The organism is Microbacterium sp. H83 (assembly GCF_001650405.1).
Classification (GTDB): Bacteria; Actinomycetota; Actinomycetes; order Actinomycetales; family Microbacteriaceae; genus Microbacterium.
Window position 1 is genome coordinate 1 of record NZ_LWCU01000034.1, and the last position, 18,980, is coordinate 18,980.

Annotated in this window: 26 protein-coding genes; all 26 read left to right on the forward strand. The window is 67.4% G+C overall.

The features are described 5' to 3' along the window. On the forward strand, window positions 1-3,429 hold a 3,429-nt coding region (locus tag A4X16_RS18115), incomplete at its 5' end, for an SCO7613 C-terminal domain-containing membrane protein (RefSeq protein WP_067121092.1). 207 nt (window positions 3,430-3,636) lie between these two features. Continuing rightward, window positions 3,637-4,005, forward strand: a complete 369-nt coding sequence (gene rpsL, locus A4X16_RS12670) for a 30S ribosomal protein S12 (protein ID WP_017201609.1) — start codon at window positions 3,637-3,639, stop codon at window positions 4,003-4,005. 5 nt (window positions 4,006-4,010) lie between these two features. Beyond that, window positions 4,011-4,484: a 30S ribosomal protein S7 gene (rpsG, locus tag A4X16_RS12675; protein WP_045256225.1), complete on the forward strand. Its 474-nt coding sequence runs from the start codon at window positions 4,011-4,013 to the stop codon at window positions 4,482-4,484. Between the two features lie 84 nt (window positions 4,485-4,568). Further along, window positions 4,569-6,686 (forward strand): elongation factor G, encoded by a 2,118-nt coding sequence (gene fusA / locus A4X16_RS12680; protein ID WP_067121094.1) that lies wholly within the window; start codon window positions 4,569-4,571, stop codon window positions 6,684-6,686. A gap of 147 nt (window positions 6,687-6,833) precedes the next feature. Next, complete coding sequence (gene tuf, locus A4X16_RS12685) at window positions 6,834-8,027, forward strand: elongation factor Tu (RefSeq protein WP_067121096.1); 1,194 nt, start codon at window positions 6,834-6,836, stop codon at window positions 8,025-8,027. A 166-nt stretch (window positions 8,028-8,193) separates the two neighbouring features. Beyond that, window positions 8,194-8,418 carry a hypothetical protein gene (locus A4X16_RS12690; protein ID WP_067121098.1) on the forward strand — a complete coding sequence of 75 codons (225 nt, stop codon included), beginning with the start codon at window positions 8,194-8,196 and terminating at the stop codon, window positions 8,416-8,418. Window positions 8,419-9,278: 860 nt separating this feature from the next. Further along, window positions 9,279-9,587, forward strand: a complete 309-nt coding sequence (gene rpsJ / locus A4X16_RS12695; protein WP_017201594.1) for a 30S ribosomal protein S10 — start codon at window positions 9,279-9,281, stop codon at window positions 9,585-9,587. A gap of 8 nt (window positions 9,588-9,595) precedes the next feature. Beyond that, window positions 9,596-10,255: a 50S ribosomal protein L3 gene (gene rplC / locus A4X16_RS12700; RefSeq protein WP_067121101.1), complete on the forward strand. Its 660-nt coding sequence runs from the start codon at window positions 9,596-9,598 to the stop codon at window positions 10,253-10,255. 2 nt (window positions 10,256-10,257) lie between these two features. Next, the gene (gene rplD, locus A4X16_RS12705) at window positions 10,258-10,920 is read left to right on the forward strand and encodes a 50S ribosomal protein L4 (RefSeq protein WP_067121102.1); all 663 of its coding nucleotides are present in this window, start codon (window positions 10,258-10,260) and stop codon (window positions 10,918-10,920) included. Then, entirely contained in the window at window positions 10,917-11,240 is a 324-nt protein-coding gene (rplW, locus tag A4X16_RS12710) for a 50S ribosomal protein L23 (protein WP_017829206.1), read from the forward strand. The genes rplD and rplW overlap by 4 nt, the downstream gene beginning before the upstream one ends. Window positions 11,241-11,261: 21 nt before the next feature. Further along, window positions 11,262-12,101 (forward strand): 50S ribosomal protein L2, encoded by an 840-nt coding sequence (gene rplB, locus A4X16_RS12715; protein ID WP_067121105.1) that lies wholly within the window; start codon window positions 11,262-11,264, stop codon window positions 12,099-12,101. Between the two features lie 12 nt (window positions 12,102-12,113). Next, window positions 12,114-12,395, forward strand: a complete 282-nt coding sequence (gene rpsS / locus A4X16_RS12720) for a 30S ribosomal protein S19 (protein ID WP_017201589.1) — start codon at window positions 12,114-12,116, stop codon at window positions 12,393-12,395. A 25-nt stretch (window positions 12,396-12,420) separates the two neighbouring features. Continuing rightward, window positions 12,421-12,819: a 50S ribosomal protein L22 gene (gene rplV, locus A4X16_RS12725; RefSeq protein WP_067121107.1), complete on the forward strand. Its 399-nt coding sequence runs from the start codon at window positions 12,421-12,423 to the stop codon at window positions 12,817-12,819. Continuing rightward, window positions 12,819-13,574: a 30S ribosomal protein S3 gene (gene rpsC / locus A4X16_RS12730; RefSeq protein WP_067121109.1), complete on the forward strand. Its 756-nt coding sequence runs from the start codon at window positions 12,819-12,821 to the stop codon at window positions 13,572-13,574. Before rplV ends, rpsC begins: the two co-directional genes overlap by 1 nt. After that, window positions 13,574-13,993 (forward strand): 50S ribosomal protein L16, encoded by a 420-nt coding sequence (gene rplP / locus A4X16_RS12735; RefSeq protein ID WP_045275476.1) that lies wholly within the window; start codon window positions 13,574-13,576, stop codon window positions 13,991-13,993. The genes rpsC and rplP overlap by 1 nt, the downstream gene beginning before the upstream one ends. After that, window positions 13,993-14,310 carry a 50S ribosomal protein L29 gene (gene rpmC / locus A4X16_RS18425; RefSeq protein WP_067121112.1) on the forward strand — a complete coding sequence of 106 codons (318 nt, stop codon included), beginning with the start codon at window positions 13,993-13,995 and terminating at the stop codon, window positions 14,308-14,310. Before rplP ends, rpmC begins: the two co-directional genes overlap by 1 nt. Then, a complete protein-coding gene (gene rpsQ / locus A4X16_RS12745; protein WP_025102400.1) occupies window positions 14,310-14,627 on the forward strand; it encodes a 30S ribosomal protein S17 in 318 nt (105 codons plus the stop codon). Before rpmC ends, rpsQ begins: the two co-directional genes overlap by 1 nt. Next, window positions 14,624-14,992: a 50S ribosomal protein L14 gene (gene rplN, locus A4X16_RS12750; RefSeq protein WP_053097479.1), complete on the forward strand. Its 369-nt coding sequence runs from the start codon at window positions 14,624-14,626 to the stop codon at window positions 14,990-14,992. Before rpsQ ends, rplN begins: the two co-directional genes overlap by 4 nt. Before the next feature lie 2 nt (window positions 14,993-14,994). Beyond that, window positions 14,995-15,354 carry a 50S ribosomal protein L24 gene (rplX, locus tag A4X16_RS12755; protein ID WP_067121114.1) on the forward strand — a complete coding sequence of 120 codons (360 nt, stop codon included), beginning with the start codon at window positions 14,995-14,997 and terminating at the stop codon, window positions 15,352-15,354. Next, window positions 15,354-15,944 carry a 50S ribosomal protein L5 gene (gene rplE / locus A4X16_RS12760; protein WP_067121116.1) on the forward strand — a complete coding sequence of 197 codons (591 nt, stop codon included), beginning with the start codon at window positions 15,354-15,356 and terminating at the stop codon, window positions 15,942-15,944. The genes rplX and rplE overlap by 1 nt, the downstream gene beginning before the upstream one ends. A 133-nt stretch (window positions 15,945-16,077) precedes the next feature. Next, a complete protein-coding gene (rpsH, locus tag A4X16_RS12765) occupies window positions 16,078-16,476 on the forward strand; it encodes a 30S ribosomal protein S8 (RefSeq protein WP_067121118.1) in 399 nt (132 codons plus the stop codon). 6 nt (window positions 16,477-16,482) lie between these two features. After that, window positions 16,483-17,019 (forward strand): 50S ribosomal protein L6, encoded by a 537-nt coding sequence (gene rplF / locus A4X16_RS12770; protein WP_067121120.1) that lies wholly within the window; start codon window positions 16,483-16,485, stop codon window positions 17,017-17,019. Window positions 17,020-17,021: 2 nt separating this feature from the next. Continuing rightward, window positions 17,022-17,381: a 50S ribosomal protein L18 gene (rplR, locus tag A4X16_RS12775; protein WP_017201578.1), complete on the forward strand. Its 360-nt coding sequence runs from the start codon at window positions 17,022-17,024 to the stop codon at window positions 17,379-17,381. 20 nt (window positions 17,382-17,401) lie between these two features. After that, the gene (gene rpsE / locus A4X16_RS12780) at window positions 17,402-18,079 is read left to right on the forward strand and encodes a 30S ribosomal protein S5 (protein WP_269454908.1); all 678 of its coding nucleotides are present in this window, start codon (window positions 17,402-17,404) and stop codon (window positions 18,077-18,079) included. Further along, window positions 18,079-18,264, forward strand: a complete 186-nt coding sequence (gene rpmD / locus A4X16_RS12785; protein ID WP_067121122.1) for a 50S ribosomal protein L30 — start codon at window positions 18,079-18,081, stop codon at window positions 18,262-18,264. Before rpsE ends, rpmD begins: the two co-directional genes overlap by 1 nt. Further along, window positions 18,264-18,890 carry a 50S ribosomal protein L15 gene (rplO, locus tag A4X16_RS12790; RefSeq protein WP_082914454.1) on the forward strand — a complete coding sequence of 209 codons (627 nt, stop codon included), beginning with the start codon at window positions 18,264-18,266 and terminating at the stop codon, window positions 18,888-18,890. Before rpmD ends, rplO begins: the two co-directional genes overlap by 1 nt. The last annotated feature ends 90 nt before the right edge of the window (window positions 18,891-18,980 follow it).

Genomic DNA, 18,980 nt, shown 5'->3' on the forward strand with positions numbered 1-18,980 from the left:
CCGCCCTCCCCGCCCGCGTCCTCCGGCAGGAACGCCGTCGAGGGCGACCCGCAGGGGAGCGCGACGCTGCAGTCGGTGCTCGCCACGGCGGGCGCGGCGCTCTTCGCGGTCGCCGCGATCGTGTTCACCTACTTCAATCCGGATCTCGCGGACCGCGCGCTGCGCAGCGTGATCGTCGGACTCGTCACGGTGGTGTTCCTGGGAGGCGCGTGGATGCTGTCCCGCCGCGGACTGCGCTTCTCCGCCGAGGCCGTCGGCGGCCTCGGCCTGGTGTTCGGGGCGCTCGACATCCACGCGATCGCCCAGCTCGCGGCGCCGGGCATCGACCCGTGGCTCACCGCCGCGGTCGCGACCGTCGCCGCCGGTGCCGTGATGCTGCGGGCCGGCGGCCGTCGCGGCATCCGCATCTGGCAGTGGACCGGTGCACTCGCGCTGGCGCTCGTCCCCGCAATGCTCGGCACCGCGGGCGGCACCGGACTCACGGGTGCGCTCGGCGCGATCGGCGTCGCTGCCGCCGGCACCGCGATCGTCGAGGCGATCCCCGTCCCGAAGGTCGAGCGGATCACGCTCACCGTCGTGCAGCTCGGCGCGGCCGTCGTGGCCCTCATGCTCGTCTGGCGCGTCGAGGCGTTCGACGGCGTGCAGTATCTGCTGACCGTGAGCGCGCTCCTCGCTCTCGTCGCCCTGCACGCCGTGGTCGCGGCGAGGCGCCTCCTGTCGAGGGTGTGGGCGTTCGGCGTCGGCGCGGTGGGCTCCGTCGCGGTGATCGTCGCCGCCTACGCCGGAATGACAGCGTGGCCCGCCGGCAGCTCGTGGGTGTTCGCGATCGTCCCCGCCGCCGCGGCCCTCGCGCTGGTCCTCGTGGGCGCCGTCGTCCCGCTTCCGCGCGCGGTGCCCCGGGGAGTCGTCGCCGGCGGCGCGCTCGCCGTCCTCGCCGGGCCGACCCTCCTCGTGCTCGCCCCGGCCGCCATGACCGGGGTCGCCACGGTGGGGGACTTCCTCCGCGGAGGGTCCGGCGGCTCCGTCCTCGGGATGCCGGGGTGGAGCGTCCCCTTCGGCCTGCTGGCCCTCGCGGCCGGCCTCGCGGGGTTCAGCGCACTGGCGCGCCGACGCGACGGCATCCGCCCGCTCGCCCTGGCCACCGCGCGCATCTCGCTGTGTCTCGCGGTGGTCGCGGTGCTGGTCGTGGGGTGCGGACCGCTGCTGCCCCTCCCGTGGGCGGTCGTCGTCCTCGCGGTGTCGGTCGTCGCGGTCGCCGCGCTCCTGCGGACCGGAGCCCTCGGCGTCTCCGCGGCGGGAGTCCGCGTCATCCTCGTGATCTCCGCGCACCTGGCGCTGGCGTGCGCGGTGATGATCTCGTGGCGCGATGCCGAGACCGTCCCGCTCTCCGGGGTCGGGATCCTGCTCGCTCTCGGCGCGCTGGCCGCCGCGACCTCCGTCCGGTGGCGCTTCCTGCATGTCGGCGCCGGTTTCGCGTACGGGCTGGTCCTGCTGGCGACGGCGCTCGAGAACGCGGGAGCGGAGCAGGCCGGGCTGGGGGCGATCGCTCGACTGAGCCTCACGGCGTCGGCCGGCCTGCTGGTCGCGATCGCGGCGACCTACACGCCGCGGATCGGCGCGCGGGCCTGGCAGGCCGTGCTCGTGGTCTCCGCGGTGCCGTTCGGCATCGGGGTGCTGCAGGTGGTCGTGGAGCGGAGCGGATGGACCGCGCTCTCCACCGGACTGATGTCGGTCCTCGCTCTGACGCTCGTGCTGACGCGTCGACCCGGGCTGACGACGGCGGTCCGCACCCTCGCCGCGGGACTGCTCGTGCCGACGGTCGCGGTCGTGATCGTCTGCCTGGGCGCGCAGCTCCTCTCATCGAGCGGCTCTCCCGTCGTGCTGCCGCTCATCGCGGTGCTCGTGGCGCTGGTCCTGCCGTCGACGGCGCTGATCCGCACGGCGCTGGCGCGGCGTGGCCTTCCGCTCGCATCCGCCGACGCGGCACGCCTGGCGATCGAGGGCTCGGCGCTCGTCACGGGGGCGATCGCGACGGGGCTGGCTCTCGCTCGTGAGGCCGCCGGACTCGGCACGACGTTCCTCGTCCTGCTGATCCTCGGTCTCGGCGCCGTGGCTGCGGCCGTGTTCGCGTCCCGACGCTACGCCTGGGGCGTCGCCGGCGCGGCCTTCACGGGAGCGCTCTGGTGCGTCTGGGGCCTCGCCGGCGTCCAGCTGCTCGAGGCGTACCTGCTGCCCCCGACGCTGGGCGCGGCGGCCGTGGCGGTCGCGCTGACCCTGCGGGGCGGGCGGGCGACCGGCCTGTACGCGGCCGGCCTGCTGATCGCGATCGCGCCCCTGCTCGCGGTCGTCGCCGTGTCGCGCAGCGGCGACGCGGGAGCCGGGGTCGGCGCGTGGCGGGTCACCGGTCTGCTCGCCGGCGCGTGGATGCTGCTCGCGCTGGAGGCCGTCGTACGTCGCCACGCCGGTCCGCGGATGCGCAGGCTCCGCGTCCTGCGCCTCCCCACCCTGCTGGGGGCGGGCCTCGCGGCACTCGCGGGCACGGTGCAGGGCGTGCGCTGGGGGCTCGGCCTGGACGCCCCGTCCCTCTCCGGCGCCGGCCTCCTCCTCGCCTGCGTCGGGATCAGCGCTCTCGGCGCCGCGGCGCTCCTCGTCGCGGGCGAGGGCGCACGCGGCGCGGTGCCCGAGGCGTCCCGGCTGCGCACGTCGCGCTGGCTTGCGGCCCCGGCGGCGCTGGCGCTCGCGGCCGGCAGCTGGTGCGCCATCGAGCGCGACTGGTTCTCGATCTGGGCGATGTGGAGTCTGATGCTCGGATACCTGGTGCTGATGGCGGTGACCGCCGCACGGCAGCGCCGGGGACCCACGGCGCTGCCGCCGGTGTGGGTCCTCTTCGCGATCGCGTTCGCGACGGCGATCGTGGCCTGGAGCCCGCGCGACCTCCGCGTCGAGTGGTTCTCCCTTCCGCTCGGGGCGATGCTGCTGCTGGCCGGGGCGATCGGGATGCGCGGGGCGACGGATGCCGGTGCGGTGACGACGAGGACCCGCGGGACGCTCGACAGCTGGCCCGGCCGGTGGAGCGGCTCGTGGGCGCTGCTCGCTCCGGGGCTCGTCACGATGATGATCGCGTCGATCGTCTCGACCTTCACCGATCCGCTCACCTGGCGGGCGATCCTCGTCATGGTGCTCGCGCTCGCCGCGCTCCTCGTCGGATCCCGCGGCCGTCTGGCGGCCCCGTTCCTGATCGGCCTGGTGGTGCTCCCGATCGAGAACGTCTTCGTGTTCTCCGTGCAGATCGGCCGCGGCATCGAATCCATGCCCTGGTGGATCACCCTCGCGGTGATGGGGGCGGTGCTGCTCATCATCGCCGTGACGGCCGAGCGTCGCACGGGGGAGGCGGGGTCCGTCGCGGCGCGGATCAGGGACCTCCGGTGACCCCGACCCCATTTGACCGCCACGTTACGCGGCATTACACTTGATCAGGTGTGTGCACGTCTTCGCGTGCGCGCTGGGCGTCGGCTCCATAGCCGGTCCGCCCCCACGGCATACCCACCACACCAAAAGCTCGTCGGTTCCGGCGTGCCGGTGGGTCATGATGTGAATCCATCACGCTGTCACCGTGCAGCACTATGAGGAGAGAACGTGCCAACCATTCAGCAGTTGGTTCGCAAGGGTCGCTCGCCCAAGGTCACCAAGACCAAGGCACCCGCCCTGAAGTCGAACCCGCAGCAGGCCGGGGTCTGCACCCGCGTCTACACCACCACCCCGAAGAAGCCGAACTCGGCGATGCGCAAGGTCGCCCGTGTGAAGCTCCGCAACGGCACCGAGGTCACCGCGTACATCCCCGGTGAGGGCCACAACCTGCAGGAGCACTCGCTGGTGCTCGTGCGCGGTGGTCGTGTCAAGGACCTCCCCGGTGTCCGCTACAAGATCGTCCGTGGCGCCCTGGACACCCAGGCCGTCAAGAACCGTAAGCAGGCTCGCAGCCGCTACGGCGCGAAGAAGGGCTGAGTCCAATGCCTCGTAAGGGTCCCGCCCCGAAGCGTCCCGTCGTCAACGACCCGGTATACGGCGCTCCGATCGTCAGCCAGCTGGTCAACAAGATCCTGGTCGACGGCAAGAAGTCGCTCGCCGAGTCGATCGTCTACAACGCCCTCAAGGGCGTCGAGGCGAAGAACGGCGGCCAGGACGCCGTCGCCACGCTGAAGAAGGCGCTCGACAACGTGCGCCCGACTCTCGAGGTCAAGAGCCGCCGCGTCGGTGGCTCGACCTACCAGGTGCCGGTCGAGGTCAAGCCGCACCGCGCCAACACCCTCGCGCTGCGCTGGCTCGTCAGCTACGCCAAGGGTCGTCGCGAGAAGACGATGACCGAGCGTCTCCAGAACGAGATCCTCGACGCGTCGAACGGTCTCGGCGCCGCTGTGAAGCGTCGTGAGGACACTCACAAGATGGCCGAGTCGAACCGCGCGTTCGCTCACTACCGCTGGTAACAGCTTCGCCCGCCTCCGGCCACTCGCCGGAGGCGGGCACCCCCTCTTCGCAGTACGACTGCATGAAAAGATAAGGACACTCCTGTGGCACAAGACGTGCTCACCGACCTGAGCAAGGTTCGGAACATCGGCATCATGGCTCACATCGATGCTGGCAAGACCACCACGACCGAGCGCATCCTGTTCTACACGGGCGTCAACCACAAGCTCGGCGAGACGCACGACGGTGCATCGACCACCGACTGGATGGAGCAGGAGAAGGAGCGCGGCATCACGATCACGTCCGCCGCCGTGACCTGCTACTGGAACAAGAACCAGATCAACATCATCGACACCCCCGGCCACGTGGACTTCACGGTCGAGGTGGAGCGCTCGCTCCGCGTGCTCGACGGTGCGGTCGCCGTCTTCGACGGCAAGGAGGGCGTCGAGCCCCAGTCCGAGACCGTCTGGCGCCAGGCCGACAAGTACAACGTCCCCCGCATCTGCTTCGTCAACAAGATGGACAAGCTCGGCGCGGACTTCTACTTCACCGTCGACACCATCATCAACCGCCTCGGCGCCAAGCCGCTGGTCATCCAGCTCCCGATCGGTGCCGAGAACGACTTCATCGGCGTCGTCGACCTCATCGAGATGCGCGCACTGGTCTGGGCGGGTGACGCCAAGGGTGATGTGACCATGGGCGCCTCGTACGAGATCCAGGAGATCCCGGCCGATCTCAAGGACAAGGCCGACGAGTACCGTCAGCAGCTCCTCGAGACCGTCGCCGAGACCGACGACGCGCTGCTCGAGAAGTTCTTCGGCGGCGAGGAGCTCACGGTCGCCGAGATCAAGGGCGCGATCCGCAAGCTCACCGTGGCTTCCGAGATCTACCCCGTGCTCTGCGGCTCCGCGTTCAAGAACCGCGGCGTCCAGCCGATGCTCGACGCGGTCGTCGACTTCCTGCCGAACCCGCTCGACGTGGGCTCGATCCAGGCGCACGACCCCAAGGACTACGACACGATCATCGAGCGTCACCCCGACGCGAAGGACCCGTTCGCAGCCCTGGCGTTCAAGGTCGCCGTTCACCCGTTCTTCGGTCGCCTCACCTACGTGCGCGTCTACTCGGGCCAGCTCGACTCCGGCGCCCAGGTCGTGAACTCGACCAAGGGCAAGAAGGAGCGCATCGGGAAGATCTTCCAGATGCACGCCAACAAGGAGATCCCGGTCCCCGCGGTCACCGCCGGCAACATCTACGCCGTCATCGGCCTCAAGGACACCACCACCGGTGACACCCTGACCGACCCGGCATCGCCCGTCGTCCTCGAGTCGATGACCTTCCCGGAGCCCGTCATCGAGGTCGCGATCGAGCCGAAGACGAAGGCCGACCAGGAGAAGCTGGGTGTCGCCATCCAGAAGCTCGCCGAAGAGGACCCGACCTTCCGCACGGAGCTCAACCCCGAGACCGGTCAGACGACCATCAAGGGCATGGGCGAGCTGCACCTCGACATCCTCGTGGACCGCATGAAGCGCGAGTTCAACGTCGAGGCCAACGTCGGAAAGCCGCAGGTCGCGTACCGCGAGACGATCCGCAAGGCCGTCGAGAAGCACGACTACACCCACAAGAAGCAGACGGGTGGATCGGGCCAGTTCGCCAAGATCCAGTTCAACATCGAGCCCCTCGATCTGGACGACGAGAAGACGTACGAGTTCGTGAACGCCGTCACCGGTGGTCGCATCCCGCGCGAGTACATCCCCTCGATCGACGCCGGTTTCCAGGACGCGATGAACGTCGGCGTGCTCGCCGGCTACCCGATCGTGGGCGTCAAGGCGACCATCGTCGACGGTGCGGCGCACGACGTCGACTCCTCGGAGATGGCGTTCAAGATCGCGGGCTCCATGGGCTTCAAGGAGGCCCTGCGCCGCGCGAACCCCGTGCTGCTCGAGCCGCTCATGGCCGTCGAGGTCCGTACCCCCGAGGAGTACATGGGCGACGTCATCGGCGACCTGAACTCGCGTCGTGGCCAGATCCAGTCGATGGAGGACGCCGCCGGCGTCAAGGTCGTCCGCGCGCACGTCCCGCTGTCCGAGATGTTCGGCTACATCGGCGACCTGCGCTCGAAGACCTCGGGCCGCGCGGTCTACTCGATGGAGTTCAACAGCTACGCTGAGGTGCCTCGCGCCGTGGCCGACGAGATCGTCCAGAAGCACCAGGGCGGCGAGTAACGACTTCTGGGAGCCGGGTTCCGGCCCGGCTCCCAGGTCACCTACAACTTCACATTCCCTCTCTACTAAACTGAGAACCTAACCCGTAGAGATCCGGTCGCAATCCAGTGCCCGGACACCTCTACACGACGTCCTGAGGAGGACCAAGTGGCTAAGGCCAAGTTCGAGCGGACCAAGCCGCACGTCAACATCGGAACGATCGGTCACGTCGACCACGGCAAGACCACGCTCTCCGCAGCGATCTCGAAGGTGCTTGCTGACAAGTACCCGTCCGACACCAACGTGCAGCGCGACTTCGCTTCCATCGACTCGGCGCCGGAAGAGCGCCAGCGTGGTATCACCATCAACATCTCGCACATCGAGTACGAGACCCCGAAGCGCCACTACGCACACGTTGACGCCCCCGGCCACGCCGACTACGTCAAGAACATGATCACGGGTGCTGCGCAGATGGACGGCGCGATCCTCGTCGTGGCGGCCACCGACGGCCCCATGGCTCAGACGCGTGAGCACGTGCTGCTCGCCAAGCAGGTCGGCGTGCCGTACCTGCTCGTCGCCCTGAACAAGAGCGACATGGTCGACGACGAGGAGATCCTGGAGCTCGTCGAGCTCGAGGTTCGCGAGCTGCTCTCGAGCCAGGGCTTCGACGGCGACAACGCTCCCGTCGTGCAGGTCTCGGCGCTCAAGGCGCTCGAGGGCGACGAGAAGTGGACCGAGAAGATCCTCGAGCTCATGCAGGCCGTCGACGACAGCGTGCCGGACCCCGAGCGTGACCGCGACAAGCCGTTCCTGATGCCCGTCGAGGACGTCTTCACGATCACCGGTCGTGGAACCGTCGTCACCGGCCGCGCCGAGCGTGGCACGCTGGCCATCAACTCCGAGGTCGAGATCGTCGGACTCCGTCCGACCGTCAAGACCACGGTCACGGGTATCGAGATGTTCCACAAGCAGCTCGACGAGGCCTGGGCCGGCGAGAACTGTGGTCTGCTGCTCCGCGGCACCAAGCGTGAGGACGTCGAGCGCGGTCAGGTCATCGTCAAGCCGGGTTCGGTCACGCCGCACACCGACTTCGAGGGCACCGCGTACATCCTGTCGAAGGACGAGGGTGGCCGTCACAACCCGTTCTACACGAACTACCGCCCGCAGTTCTACTTCCGCACCACCGACGTCACCGGCGTCATCTCGCTGCCCGAGGGCACCGAGATGGTCATGCCCGGCGACACCACCGACATGACGGTCGAGCTGATCCAGCCGATCGCCATGGAGGAGGGCCTCGGCTTCGCCATCCGTGAGGGTGGACGCACCGTCGGCGCCGGTACGGTCACGAAGATCATCAAGTAAGCATCTGCTTGCGGCACAGGGGTCGGGCCTTCGGGTCCGGCCCCTTCGTCGTACCCGGGGCGTCCGAGACGGCGGACGTCCGCGCACTACCGTCCGCGCATCCGCTCGTGCAGAATGTACGTGCGTCGGGGATCCGCCGCATCCACCGCAGAAAAAGGGGGCCCTCATGGGTATCGAGGAGAACGTCGGCAACGTCGTCAACAAGGGCAAGGATCTGTACGAGCAGAACAAGGACAAGATCGCCGAGGCGGTCAAGAGCGAGCAGGCCGAGGACATCAGCGACAAGGTGCTCGACGGCGTCGCCGACTTCGCCAAGAAGATCGCGCCCGGCGCTGCGGACAAGATCGACGAGATCCGCGATCAGGCCGACAAGGCCGTCGGCAACGAGTAGTCGCGGACGGACGAGCGGCGGTTCCTCCGGGGGGAGGGGCCGCCGCTTCTCCGTGCAGACCCGGCGTCGAAGAGAAACCCGGTATTCCTGATCGCGGTATCGCGTTTCGCGGGACCTTTCCCCTAGACTGGTCGATGACCGCCTGGGGATCTTGCGGTCAGGGATGTCGAAGGGGTTCGGCATCCCGAGCATCGCGGTTCGCCGCGTCAAACTGGGGAAGCGATTTTGGGGATCATCGTGCGTCGCGCGCACTCTGTGCGCCTGAGCGTCTTCCCGCCTGCGCGGCGGTCATTCCGCCGCGCCCTCGGTCGAGGATGCCGGCGTCCCTTCACGCCGGACTCCTCGCGTTCGGTGTGCCCCCTCGCACTGAACGCCCTCCCCAAGCGGGGCGAGGCATGGGGATGCCTCGCCCCGTTCTCACCGACCTCCTGATCCGCGACGACGCGGCCCCGCAAGAGGGCTGCGCGTGGACGCACAGCGGATGCTCAGCCGTCGCGACACGCCCGGGTTTGCGCAAGTGAAATCGGCCGTGGCAGAATAGACAGGTTCGACATTCCGGCGCGCTCAGCGTGTGCCGGATCACCACCAGGGCAGTGCATAGGCGGCGCAGAAGCGCAGGGACCTAGGCCGCGGGTGGCAGGACCACCCCGACATCTTCATCACGAGGGCTTCGCCGTGCGTGGCGGAGGTCGGGCATCCACTCGCCGCAGGGCGTGCGGAATGACAGCAGAACAGTGGTGCAGCAGATCGACTCGCGAGAGCCGTTCGAGTGCCGAGGCGCGAACAGCGCCGACGTGCGTCCAATGCCCCAGGGTCACCCGGCCCAGGACGGTAAGACGCTTAAAGAGAGAGAGCAGACAATGGCGGGACAGAAGATCCGCATTCGCCTGAAGTCGTATGACCACGAGGTCATCGACACGTCCGCACGCAAGATCGTCGACACCGTGACCCGTGCGGGCGCGACCGTCGTCGGACCCGTGCCCCTTCCGACCGAGAAGAACGTCGTGTGCGTCATCCGGTCGCCGCACAAGTACAAGGACAGCCGCGAGCACTTCGAGATGCGCACCCACAAGCGTCTGATCGACATCGTCGACCCGACGCCCAAGGCCGTCGACTCGCTGATGCGTCTCGACCTGCCGGCTGACGTCAACATCGAGATCAAGCTCTGAGGTCGGACATGGTTGACATCAACGCAAAGATTTCCAAGGGCATGCTGGGCACCAAGCTCGGCATGACCCAGGTGTGGAACGAGAACGGCAAGCTCGTTCCCGTCACCGTCATCGAGCTCGCTCCGAACGTGGTCACGCAGATCCGCACCCCCGAGAAGGACGGCTACAACGCCGTGCAGATCGCGTACGGCCAGATCGACCCGCGCAAGGTGAACAAGCCGCTCAGCGCCCACTTCGAGGCCGCAGGCGTCACGCCGCGTCGTCACGTCACCGAGATCCGCACCGCGGACGCCGGCGACTACTCGCTGGGCCAGGAGCTCACGGTCGACGGCACGTTCGAGGCCGGCCAGCTCGTCGACGTCGTCGGCACGAGCAAGGGCAAGGGCTTCGCCGGTGTCATGAAGCGCCACAACTTCAAGGGCGTCTCGGCATCGCACGGTGCACACCGCAACCACCGCAAGCCCGGCTCCATCGGCGCATCGTCGACCCCGAGCCGCGTCTTCAAGGGCATGCGCATGGCCGGCCGTATGGGTGGCGAGCGCGTGACCGTCCTCAACCTCACGGTGCACGCCGTCGACATCGAGAAGGGTCTGCTGCTCGTCAAGGGCGCCGTCCCCGGTGCTCGTGGCCGCATCGTCTACGTCCGCAACGCAGTGAAGGGTGCCTGATCATGGCTGACTCCACTCTCGCGCTCGACGTCCTCAAGGCAGACGGCAAGAAGGCAGGCTCCGTCGAGCTTCCCGCCGCTCTGTTCGACGTCAAGACGAACATCCCGCTCATCCACCAGGTCGTCGTCGCGCAGCTCGCGGCGGCTCGCCAGGGAACGCACTCGACCAAGCGTCGCGGTGAGGTCTCGGGTGCAGGCCGCAAGCCCTTCAAGCAGAAGGGCACGGGTAACGCCCGTCAGGGCTCGATCCGCGCGCCGCACATGACCGGTGGTGGAATCGTGCACGGCCCGAAGCCGCGCGACTACTCGCAGCGCACGCCCAAGAAGATGATCGCCGCCGCCCTGCTGGGCGCGCTGAGCGACCGCTTCCGCGGCGACCGCCTGCACGCCATCGACACGTTCGGCACCGAGGGCGCGCCCTCGACCAAGGCCGCGGCGGGCTTCCTCGCCCAGGTCGCGACGTCGAAGAACGTGCTCGTGGTCATCGAGCGCGGCGACGAGCTCGCGCTCAAGAGCATCCGCAACCTCGGCCACGTCCACGTGCTGACGTTCGACCAGCTCAACGCCTACGACGTTCTCGTCTCCGACGACATCGTCTTCACCCAGGCCGCTCTCGAGGCGTTCATCGCCTCGAAGTCCGGCGTCAACCAGGAGGTCTCCGCATGAGCGAGCAGGCATCTGTTCTCCAGACGGCCCTGAACAAGGACCCGCGCGACATCATCCTGAAGCCGGTCGTGTCCGAGAAGAGCTACGGTCTCATCGACGAGGGTAAGTACACCTTCCTCGTGGACCCGCGCGCTTCGAAGACCGAGATCAAGCTCGCCATCGAGAAGATCTTCGGCGTCAAGGTCGCAGGGGTCAACACCCTCAACCGCGTCGGCAAGGCACGCCGCACCCGCTTCGGCACCGGCAAGCGCAAGGACACCAAGCGCGCCATCGTGACCCTGAAGTCGGGCACCATCGACATCTTCACGGCAATCGGCTGATCCGGGGGATAAAGGACAATCATGGCTATTCGCAAGTACAAGCCCACGACCCCGGGCCGTCGCGGCTCGTCGGTGGCTGACTTCGCCGAGATCACCCGATCGACGCCGGAGAAGTCGCTGCTGCGCCCGCTCTCGAAGACCGGTGGTCGCAACAACCAGGGCCGCATCACGACCCGCCACATCGGTGGTGGCCACAAGCGCCAGTACCGCGTCATCGACTTCCGTCGCAATGACAAGGACGGCGTGGACGCCAAGGTCGCTCACATCGAGTACGACCCCAACCGCACGGCTCGCATCGCGCTGCTGCACTACTTCGACGGCGAGAAGCGCTACATCCTCGCGCCGGCGAAGCTCAAGCAGGGCGACGTCGTCGAGTCGGGTGCAGGCGCCGACATCAAGCCGGGCAACAACCTCCCGCTGAAGAACATCCCGACGGGTACCGTCATCCACGCGATCGAGCTCCGCCCCGGCGGCGGTGCGAAGATGGCGCGTTCGGCCGGTGCATCCGTCCGTCTCGTCGCCAAGGACGGCAACTTCGCCCAGCTGCGTCTGCCCTCCGGTGAGATCCGCAACGTCGATGCGCGCTGCCGCGCGACCATCGGCGAGGTCGGAAACGCCGAGCAGTCGAACATCAACTGGGGCAAGGCCGGCCGCATGCGCTGGAAGGGCGTCCGCCCGACCGTCCGCGGTGTCGCGATGAACCCGGTCGACCACCCGCACGGTGGTGGAGAGGGCAAGACGTCCGGTGGACGTCACCCCGTCTCCCCGTGGGGTCAGGCTGAGGGTCGCACCCGTCACGCCAACAAGGAAAGCGACAAGTACATCGTGCGTCGTCGTAACGCCGGCAAGAAGCGCAAGTAGGAGTAAGAGAAGATGCCTCGCAGTCTTAAGAAGGGCCCCTTCGTCGACGAGCACCTGCTTCGCAAGGTGGTCGTGCAGAACGAAGCCGGCACGAAGAACGTCATCAAGACCTGGTCCCGCCGGTCCATGATCATCCCGGCCATGCTGGGTCACACGATCGCGGTCCACGACGGTCGCAAGCACATCCCCGTGTTTGTGTCCGAGACCATGGTCGGCCACAAGCTGGGCGAGTTCGCGCCCACCCGCACCTTCCGCGGCCACGAGAAGGACGACAAGAAGGGCCGCCGCCGCTGACGCGGGGGCGATAGAGGAGAGAGAAATGGTGGAGTCCATCGCACGCGTGCGACACATCCGCGTGACCCCTCAGAAGGCTCGTCGTGTCGTCGCGCTCATCAAGGGCAAGCAGGCCCAGGAGGCTCTGGCGATCCTGAAGTTCGCACAGCAGAGCGCCAGTGAGCCGATCTACAAGCTTGTCGCGTCGGCCATGGCCAACGCGCAGGTCAAGGCGGATCGTGACGGCGAGTACCTCGACGAGCAGGACCTGTACGTGAAGAGCGCGTACGTGGACGAGGGCACGACGCTCAAGCGTTTCCAGCCCCGTGCACAGGGTCGCGCTTTCCAGATCAAGAAGCGCACGAGCCACATCACGGTCGTGCTCTCGACGCCTGAGGCGGCTCCGGCCGCCACGGGCGACAGCAACAAGAAGGCGAGCAAGTAATGGGACAGAAGGTAAACCCGTACGGCTTCCGTCTCGGCATCACCACGGACCACGTGTCGCGCTGGTTCTCGGACTCGACGAAGGCCGGCCAGCGTTACGCCGACTACGTCGCCGAGGACATCAAGATCCGTCGTCTGCTGCAGACGCAGCTCGACCGCGCCGGCGTCTCGAACATCGAGATCGAGCGCACCCGTGACCGCGTCCGCGTCGACATCCACACCGCCCGCCCGGGCATCGTGATCGGTCGTCGTGGTGCAGAGGCCGAGCGCATCCGCGGCGACCTCGAGAAGCTCACCGGCAAGCAGATCCAGCTGAACATCCTCGAGGTCAAGAACCCCGAGGCCGACGCTCAGCTCGTCGCGCAGGGCATCGCCGAGCAGCTGTCTGCTCGCGTGGCGTTCCGCCGTGCGATGCGCAAGGGTCTCCAGGGCGCGCAGCGCGCCGGTGCCAAGGGCATCCGCATCCAGGTCTCCGGCCGCCTCGGCGGCGCCGAGATGAGCCGTTCCGAGTTCTACCGCGAGGGTCGTGTGCCGCTGCACACGCTGCGCGCGAACATCGACTACGGCTTCTACGAGGCGAAGACCACCTTCGGCCGCATCGGCGTGAAGGTCTGGATCTACAAGGGCGACCTGACCAACAAGGAGCTTGCTCGCGAGCAGGCCAACGCACCGAAGTCCCGTCGTGACGACCGTGGTGGCGACCGCCGCCGCGCGCCGCGCAACGAGGCTCCCGTCGCAGAAGGAGCGTCTGCCTGATGCTTATTCCCCGCAAGGTCAAGTACCGCAAGCAGCACCACCCCAAGCGTGATGGCCAGGCCACCGGCGGCACGAAGGTCTCCTTCGGCGAGTTCGGCATCCAGGCCCTCACCCCCGCGTACGTGACCAACCGTCAGATCGAGTCCGCTCGTATCGCGATGACGCGTCACATCAAGCGTGGTGGAAAGGTGTGGATCAACATCTACCCCGACCGTCCGCTCACCAAGAAGCCGGCCGAGACCCGAATGGGTTCCGGTAAGGGTTCCCCCGAGTGGTGGGTCGCCAACGTCAAGCCGGGTCGCGTCCTCTTCGAGGTCGCGGGCGTGAACGAGGAGCTCGCACGCGAGGCCCTCACCCGAGCAATCCACAAGCTGCCGCTCAAGGCACGCATCATCAAGCGCGAGGAGGGCGACGCGTAATGGCGATCGGCACCAAGGAGCTCGCTCCGGCAGAGCTCGACACGTTCGAAGACCAGCGCCTCGTTGAGGAGCTGCGCAAGGCCAAGGAGGAGCTGTTCAACCTCCGTTTCCAGTCGGCCACCGGCCAGCTGGAGAGCCACGGCCGCATCCGCGCCGTCAAGCGCGACATCGCGCGCCTGTACACCGTGATCCGCGAGCGCGAGCTGGGCATCCGTGCGACGCCCGCTCCCGTCGAGGCTCCGGCCAAGAAGGCGACCAAGTCGAAGGCGAAGAAGGCGGATGCCGCTGACGACGCCGTGAAGGAAGAGGCTGAGTGATGGCCACCAAGAAGGAAGCCGCCGTCGAGGCTGAGCACGCCGCACACGACGTCCGCGATGCGGATGCCCGTGGCTACCGCAAGGCGCGTCGTGGCTACGTCGTCAGCGACAAGATGGACAAGACCATCGTGGTCGAGGTCGAGGACCGCGTGAAGCACCCGCTTTACGGCAAGGTCATCCGCCGCACCTCGAAGGTCAAGGCGCACGATGAGGCGAACTCCGCCGGCATCGGCGACCTCGTCCTGATCAACGAGACCCGCCCGCTGAGCGCCACGAAGCGCTGGCGTCTGGTGGAGATTCTGGAGAAGGCCAAGTGATTCAGCAGGAGTCCCGCCTCAAGGTCGCCGACAACACCGGCGCGAAGGAACTGCTCACCATCCGTGTGCTCGGCGGCTCGCGTCGTCGTTACGCCGGCCTCGGTGACACCATCGTCGCGACCGTCAAGGACGCGATCCCGGGCGGAAACGTCAAGAAGGGCGACGTCGTCAAGGCGGTCATCGTCCGCACGGTCAAGTCCACGCGCCGTCCCGACGGCTCGTACATCAAGTTCGACGAGAACGCAGCCGTCATCCTGAAGAACGACGGGGAGCCCCGCGGCACCCGCATCTTCGGGCCGGTCGGTCGTGAGCTTCGTGACAAGAAGTTCATGAAGATCGTCTCGCTGGCGCCGGAGGTCATCTAATCATGGCGAAGATCAAGAAGGGTGACCTGGTCCAGGTCATCACCGGAGCGACGCAGGAGCGCGGCGGCGACCGCGGCAAGCAGGGCAAGGTCCTCGAGGTCCTCGCCGAGAAGAACCGCGTCATCGTCGAAGGCGTGAACTACGTCACCAAGCACACGCGCGTCGGACAGACGCAGCGTGGCACCAAGACGGGCGGCCTCGAGACTGTCGAGGCGTCCATCCACATCTCGAACGTCGCACTCGTCGACCCCTCGACCAAGAAGCCGACCAAGGTCGGCCACCGGGTCGAGGAGCAGACCAAGGACGGCGTCAAGCGCACCGTCCGCGTGCGCTACGCGAAGAAGAGCGGTAAGGACCTCTGATGGCAGCTACTGACGCTGCGGAGGCTGTCAAGGTGCAGCCCCGCCTGAAGGCGAAGTACAACTCCGAGATCAAGAAGGCCCTGCAGGACGAGTTCGGCTACAAGAACGTCATGCAGATCCCCGGACTGGTCAAGGTCGTCGTGAACACCGGTGTCGGCGAGGCAGCTCGCGACAGCAAGGTGATCGATGGCGCGGTCGACGACCTCACCAAGATCACCGGCCAGAAGCCGATCGTCACGAAGGCCCGCAAGTCCATCGCGCAGTTCAAGCTGCGCGAGGGGCAGGCCATCGGCGCGCACGTCACCCTCCGCGGTGACCGCGCGTGGGAGTTCGTGGACCGTCTGGTCTCGCTCGCACTGCCCCGTATCCGCGACTTCCGCGGACTCTCGGGCAAGCAGTTCGACGGCAACGGCAACTACACCTTCGGTCTCCAGGAGCAGAGCGTGTTCCACGAGATCGACCAGGACAAGATCGACCGGGTTCGCGGTTTCGACATCACCGTCGTCACCACCGCGAAGACGGATGACGAGGGTCGCGCTCTGCTGCGTCACCTCGGCTTCCCGTTCCGGGCGGACGACGCCCAGGCGTAGCACTTTCGACGGGCTCAGCGGCCACCGGTCACTGGGCCCGTCGAATTGCACGTACAATCGAAGATTGCGTGCTCATCGCAGGCCGTCTGTCGTGTAACGGCAGCCGGAACCTCATGAACAAAGGAAAACACCAATGACAATGACAGACCCGGTCGCAGATCTGCTGACCCGTCTGCGCAACGCGAACTCGGCGCACCACGACTCCGTGACCCTGCCGTCGAGCAAGCTCAAGACGCACATCGCCGAGATCCTCCAGCAGGAGGGCTACATCGCCGGCTGGGAGACCTCCGACGCGCGCGTGGGCAAGAACCTCACGCTGCAGCTGAAGTACGGCCCCAACCGTGAGCGCTCCATCGCGGGCATCAAGCGCGTGTCGAAGCCCGGCCTCCGCGTGTACGCGAAGTCCACGGAGCTCCCCAGGGTCCTCGGCGGCCTCGGCGTGGCCATCCTGTCCACCTCCTCCGGTCTTCTCACCGACCGTCAGGCAGAGCAGAAGGGCGTGGGCGGAGAAGTTCTCGCCTACGTGTGGTAATCGAAAATGTCGCGTATTGGACGACTTCCCATCGACGTTCCCGCGGGCGTGACCGTTTCGGTCGACGGCCGTGAGGTCGCGGTGAAGGGCCCCAAGGGTGAGCTCACCCTGACGGTCGCCAGCCCCATCGAGGTCGCGGTCGAGGAGAACCAGGTTCTGGTCACCCGTCCCGACGACGAGCGCGAGTCCCGGTCGCTTCACGGCCTGACCCGCACGCTCATCAGCAACAACATCATCGGCGTGACCCAGGGCTACACCAAGGGTCTCGAGGTCGTCGGCACCGGTTACCGCGTGGCTCAGAAGGGCAGCTCGGTCGAGTTCGCCCTCGGCTTCTCGCACCCGGTCCTCATCGACCCGCCCGCCGGTATCACGCTCACGGTCGAGGGCAACAACAAGCTCACCGTCAGCGGTATCGACAAGCAGGCTGTCGGCGAGGCAGCTGCGAACATCCGCAAGATCCGCAAGCCCGAGCCGTACAAGGGCAAGGGCGTGCGCTACGCCGGCGAGGTCGTGCGTCGCAAGGCCGGAAAGAGTGGTAAGTAACCATGGCTCTCAAGTCAAAGTCTGACGCCCGCGCGCGTCGTCACGCCCGCCTTCGCAAGAAGGTCGTCGGCACCGAGGCTCGTCCGCGCCTCGTCGTCAACCGCTCGGCCCGCCACGTCTTCGTGCAGCTGGTCGACGACAGCAAGGGTCACACCGTCGCGTCGGCTTCGACGCTCGAGACCGACCTGCGCTCGCTCGAGGGTGACAAGACCGCCAAGGCCCGCAAGGTCGGCGAGCTTCTCGCTGAGCGCGCGAAGGCCGCAGGCGTTTCCGAGGCAGTGTTCGACCGTGGCGGCAACCGCTACGCGGGTCGTGTCGCCGCCATCGCCGACGGCGCCCGCGAAGGGGGTCTGGCACTGTGAGTGACAACAAGGAGAACGAAGTGACCGAAGCGGCTGCTGCCACTTCCGAGACTGCTGCCGGCACCACGCAGGCAGAGCCGTCTCGCGATCAGCGCGACGGCCGCCGCGGCGGCCGTGGTGACCGCAACCAGGGTGGGCGCGACCGCAACTCGCGCGACCGTGGCGACAACCAGTTCCTGGAGCGCGTCGTCACCATCAACCGCGTCTCGAAGGTCGTGAAGGGTGGTCGTCGCTTCAGCTTCACCGCTCTCGTGGTCGTCGGCGACGGCAACGGACTGGTGGGCGTCGGCTACGGCAAGGCCCGTGAGGTCCCCCTGGCGATCTCGAAGGGTGTCGAAGAGGCCAAGCGGAACTTCTTCCGCGTGCCGCGCGTCGGCAGCACCATCCCGCACCCCGTGCAGGGTGAGGCCGCCGCGGGCGTCGTCCTGCTGCGTCCGGCCGCTGCCGGTACCGGTGTCATCGCCGGTGGTCCGGTCCGCGCCGTGCTCGAGTGCGCCGGCATCCACGACGTGCTGTCGAAGTCGCTCGGCTCGTCGAACACGATCAACATCGTGCACGCGACGGTGACCGCCCTGAAGCAGCTCGAGGAGCCCCGTGCGGTCGCCGCACGCCGTGGCCTCGAGTTCGACCAGGTCGCCCCCGCGCGTCTCGTCCGTGCGGAGGCTGACGCCATCGCCGCACAGAAGGTAGGTGCCTGATGGCTGCGCGCCTGAAGGTCACGCAGATCAAGTCCAAGGTGAGCGAGAAGCAGAACCAGCGCGACACGCTGCGCAGCCTCGGTCTCAAGCGCATCGGTGACAGCACCGTTCGCCCCGACGACGCGCAGACGCGCGGTTACGTCAAGACCGTCGCCCACCTCGTCAAGGTTGAGGAGATCGACTAATGGCTGAGAAGAACGAAGCCGTCGAGGCTGAGAAGGCCCCGAAGAAGGCTGCCGCTCCCAAGGCTGCCGCCGAGAAGAAGCCCGCGGCCAAGAAGGCGTCGGCCGCTGCGGCCGATTCCAAGGCCGAGGCTCCTGCCAAGAAGCCCGCTGCCAAGAAGGCTCCGGCGAAGGATGCCCCGGCATCCCGCCCCGGCGTGCTGAAGGTCCACCACCTGCGTCCGGTCCCCGGATCCAACACCGCGAAGACCCGTGTCGGTCGCGGTGAGGGCTCCAAGGGCAAGACGGCCGGTCGCGGAACCAAGGGCACCAAGGCTCGCAACACCGTTCGCGTCGGCTTCGAGGGTGGGCAGATGCCGCTGCACATGCGCACCCCGAAGCTGCGCGGGTTCAAGAACCCGTTCCGCGTCGAGTACCAGGTCGTGAACCTGGAGAAGCTCGCGGAGCTCTACCCCGCGGGCGGCGACGTCACCGTGAGCGACCTGGTGGCCAAGGGGGCCGTTCGCAAGAACGAGAAGGTCAAGGTTCTCGGAAACGGCGACATCGCCGTGAAGCTCACCGTCGCGGTCGACAAGGTCTCGGGTTCTGCCGAGCAGAAGATCGTGGCGGCTGGCGGATCCGTCAAGTAACCACTGCATGAGAGGGGTCGGAGATTCTCCGACCCCTCTTATGGGTTAGCCTGTTCTTTCAGCCGTCCTTCAGGGATCGGCAACCTTTTC

What these genes read in the sequence shown, in the direction of transcription:
- rplR (WP_017201578.1), top strand. Translation starts at nt 17,022, where the DNA reads ATGGCTCTCAAGTCAAAGTCTGACGCCCGCGCGCGTCGTCACGCCCGC.
- rpsG (WP_045256225.1), top strand. Translation starts at nt 4,011, where the DNA reads ATGCCTCGTAAGGGTCCCGCCCCGAAGCGTCCCGTCGTCAACGACCCG.
- rplV (WP_067121107.1), top strand. Translation starts at nt 12,421, where the DNA reads ATGGTGGAGTCCATCGCACGCGTGCGACACATCCGCGTGACCCCTCAG.
- A4X16_RS12690 (WP_067121098.1), top strand. Translation starts at nt 8,194, where the DNA reads ATGGGTATCGAGGAGAACGTCGGCAACGTCGTCAACAAGGGCAAGGAT.
- rplD (WP_067121102.1), top strand. Translation starts at nt 10,258, where the DNA reads ATGGCTGACTCCACTCTCGCGCTCGACGTCCTCAAGGCAGACGGCAAG.
- rplB (WP_067121105.1), top strand. Translation starts at nt 11,262, where the DNA reads ATGGCTATTCGCAAGTACAAGCCCACGACCCCGGGCCGTCGCGGCTCG.
- rplF (WP_067121120.1), top strand. Translation starts at nt 16,483, where the DNA reads ATGTCGCGTATTGGACGACTTCCCATCGACGTTCCCGCGGGCGTGACC.
- rpsQ (WP_025102400.1), top strand. Translation starts at nt 14,310, where the DNA reads ATGGCCACCAAGAAGGAAGCCGCCGTCGAGGCTGAGCACGCCGCACAC.
- rplC (WP_067121101.1), top strand. Translation starts at nt 9,596, where the DNA reads ATGGTTGACATCAACGCAAAGATTTCCAAGGGCATGCTGGGCACCAAG.
- rpsH (WP_067121118.1), top strand. Translation starts at nt 16,078, where the DNA reads ATGACAATGACAGACCCGGTCGCAGATCTGCTGACCCGTCTGCGCAAC.
- rpsJ (WP_017201594.1), top strand. Translation starts at nt 9,279, where the DNA reads ATGGCGGGACAGAAGATCCGCATTCGCCTGAAGTCGTATGACCACGAG.
- rpsC (WP_067121109.1), top strand. Translation starts at nt 12,819, where the DNA reads ATGGGACAGAAGGTAAACCCGTACGGCTTCCGTCTCGGCATCACCACG.
- rpsS (WP_017201589.1), top strand. Translation starts at nt 12,114, where the DNA reads ATGCCTCGCAGTCTTAAGAAGGGCCCCTTCGTCGACGAGCACCTGCTT.
- rplX (WP_067121114.1), top strand. Translation starts at nt 14,995, where the DNA reads ATGGCGAAGATCAAGAAGGGTGACCTGGTCCAGGTCATCACCGGAGCG.
- rplE (WP_067121116.1), top strand. Translation starts at nt 15,354, where the DNA reads ATGGCAGCTACTGACGCTGCGGAGGCTGTCAAGGTGCAGCCCCGCCTG.
- rpmD (WP_067121122.1), top strand. Translation starts at nt 18,079, where the DNA reads ATGGCTGCGCGCCTGAAGGTCACGCAGATCAAGTCCAAGGTGAGCGAG.
- rplW (WP_017829206.1), top strand. Translation starts at nt 10,917, where the DNA reads ATGAGCGAGCAGGCATCTGTTCTCCAGACGGCCCTGAACAAGGACCCG.
- rplP (WP_045275476.1), top strand. Translation starts at nt 13,574, where the DNA reads ATGCTTATTCCCCGCAAGGTCAAGTACCGCAAGCAGCACCACCCCAAG.
- rplO (WP_082914454.1), top strand. Translation starts at nt 18,264, where the DNA reads ATGGCTGAGAAGAACGAAGCCGTCGAGGCTGAGAAGGCCCCGAAGAAG.
- rpmC (WP_067121112.1), top strand. Translation starts at nt 13,993, where the DNA reads ATGGCGATCGGCACCAAGGAGCTCGCTCCGGCAGAGCTCGACACGTTC.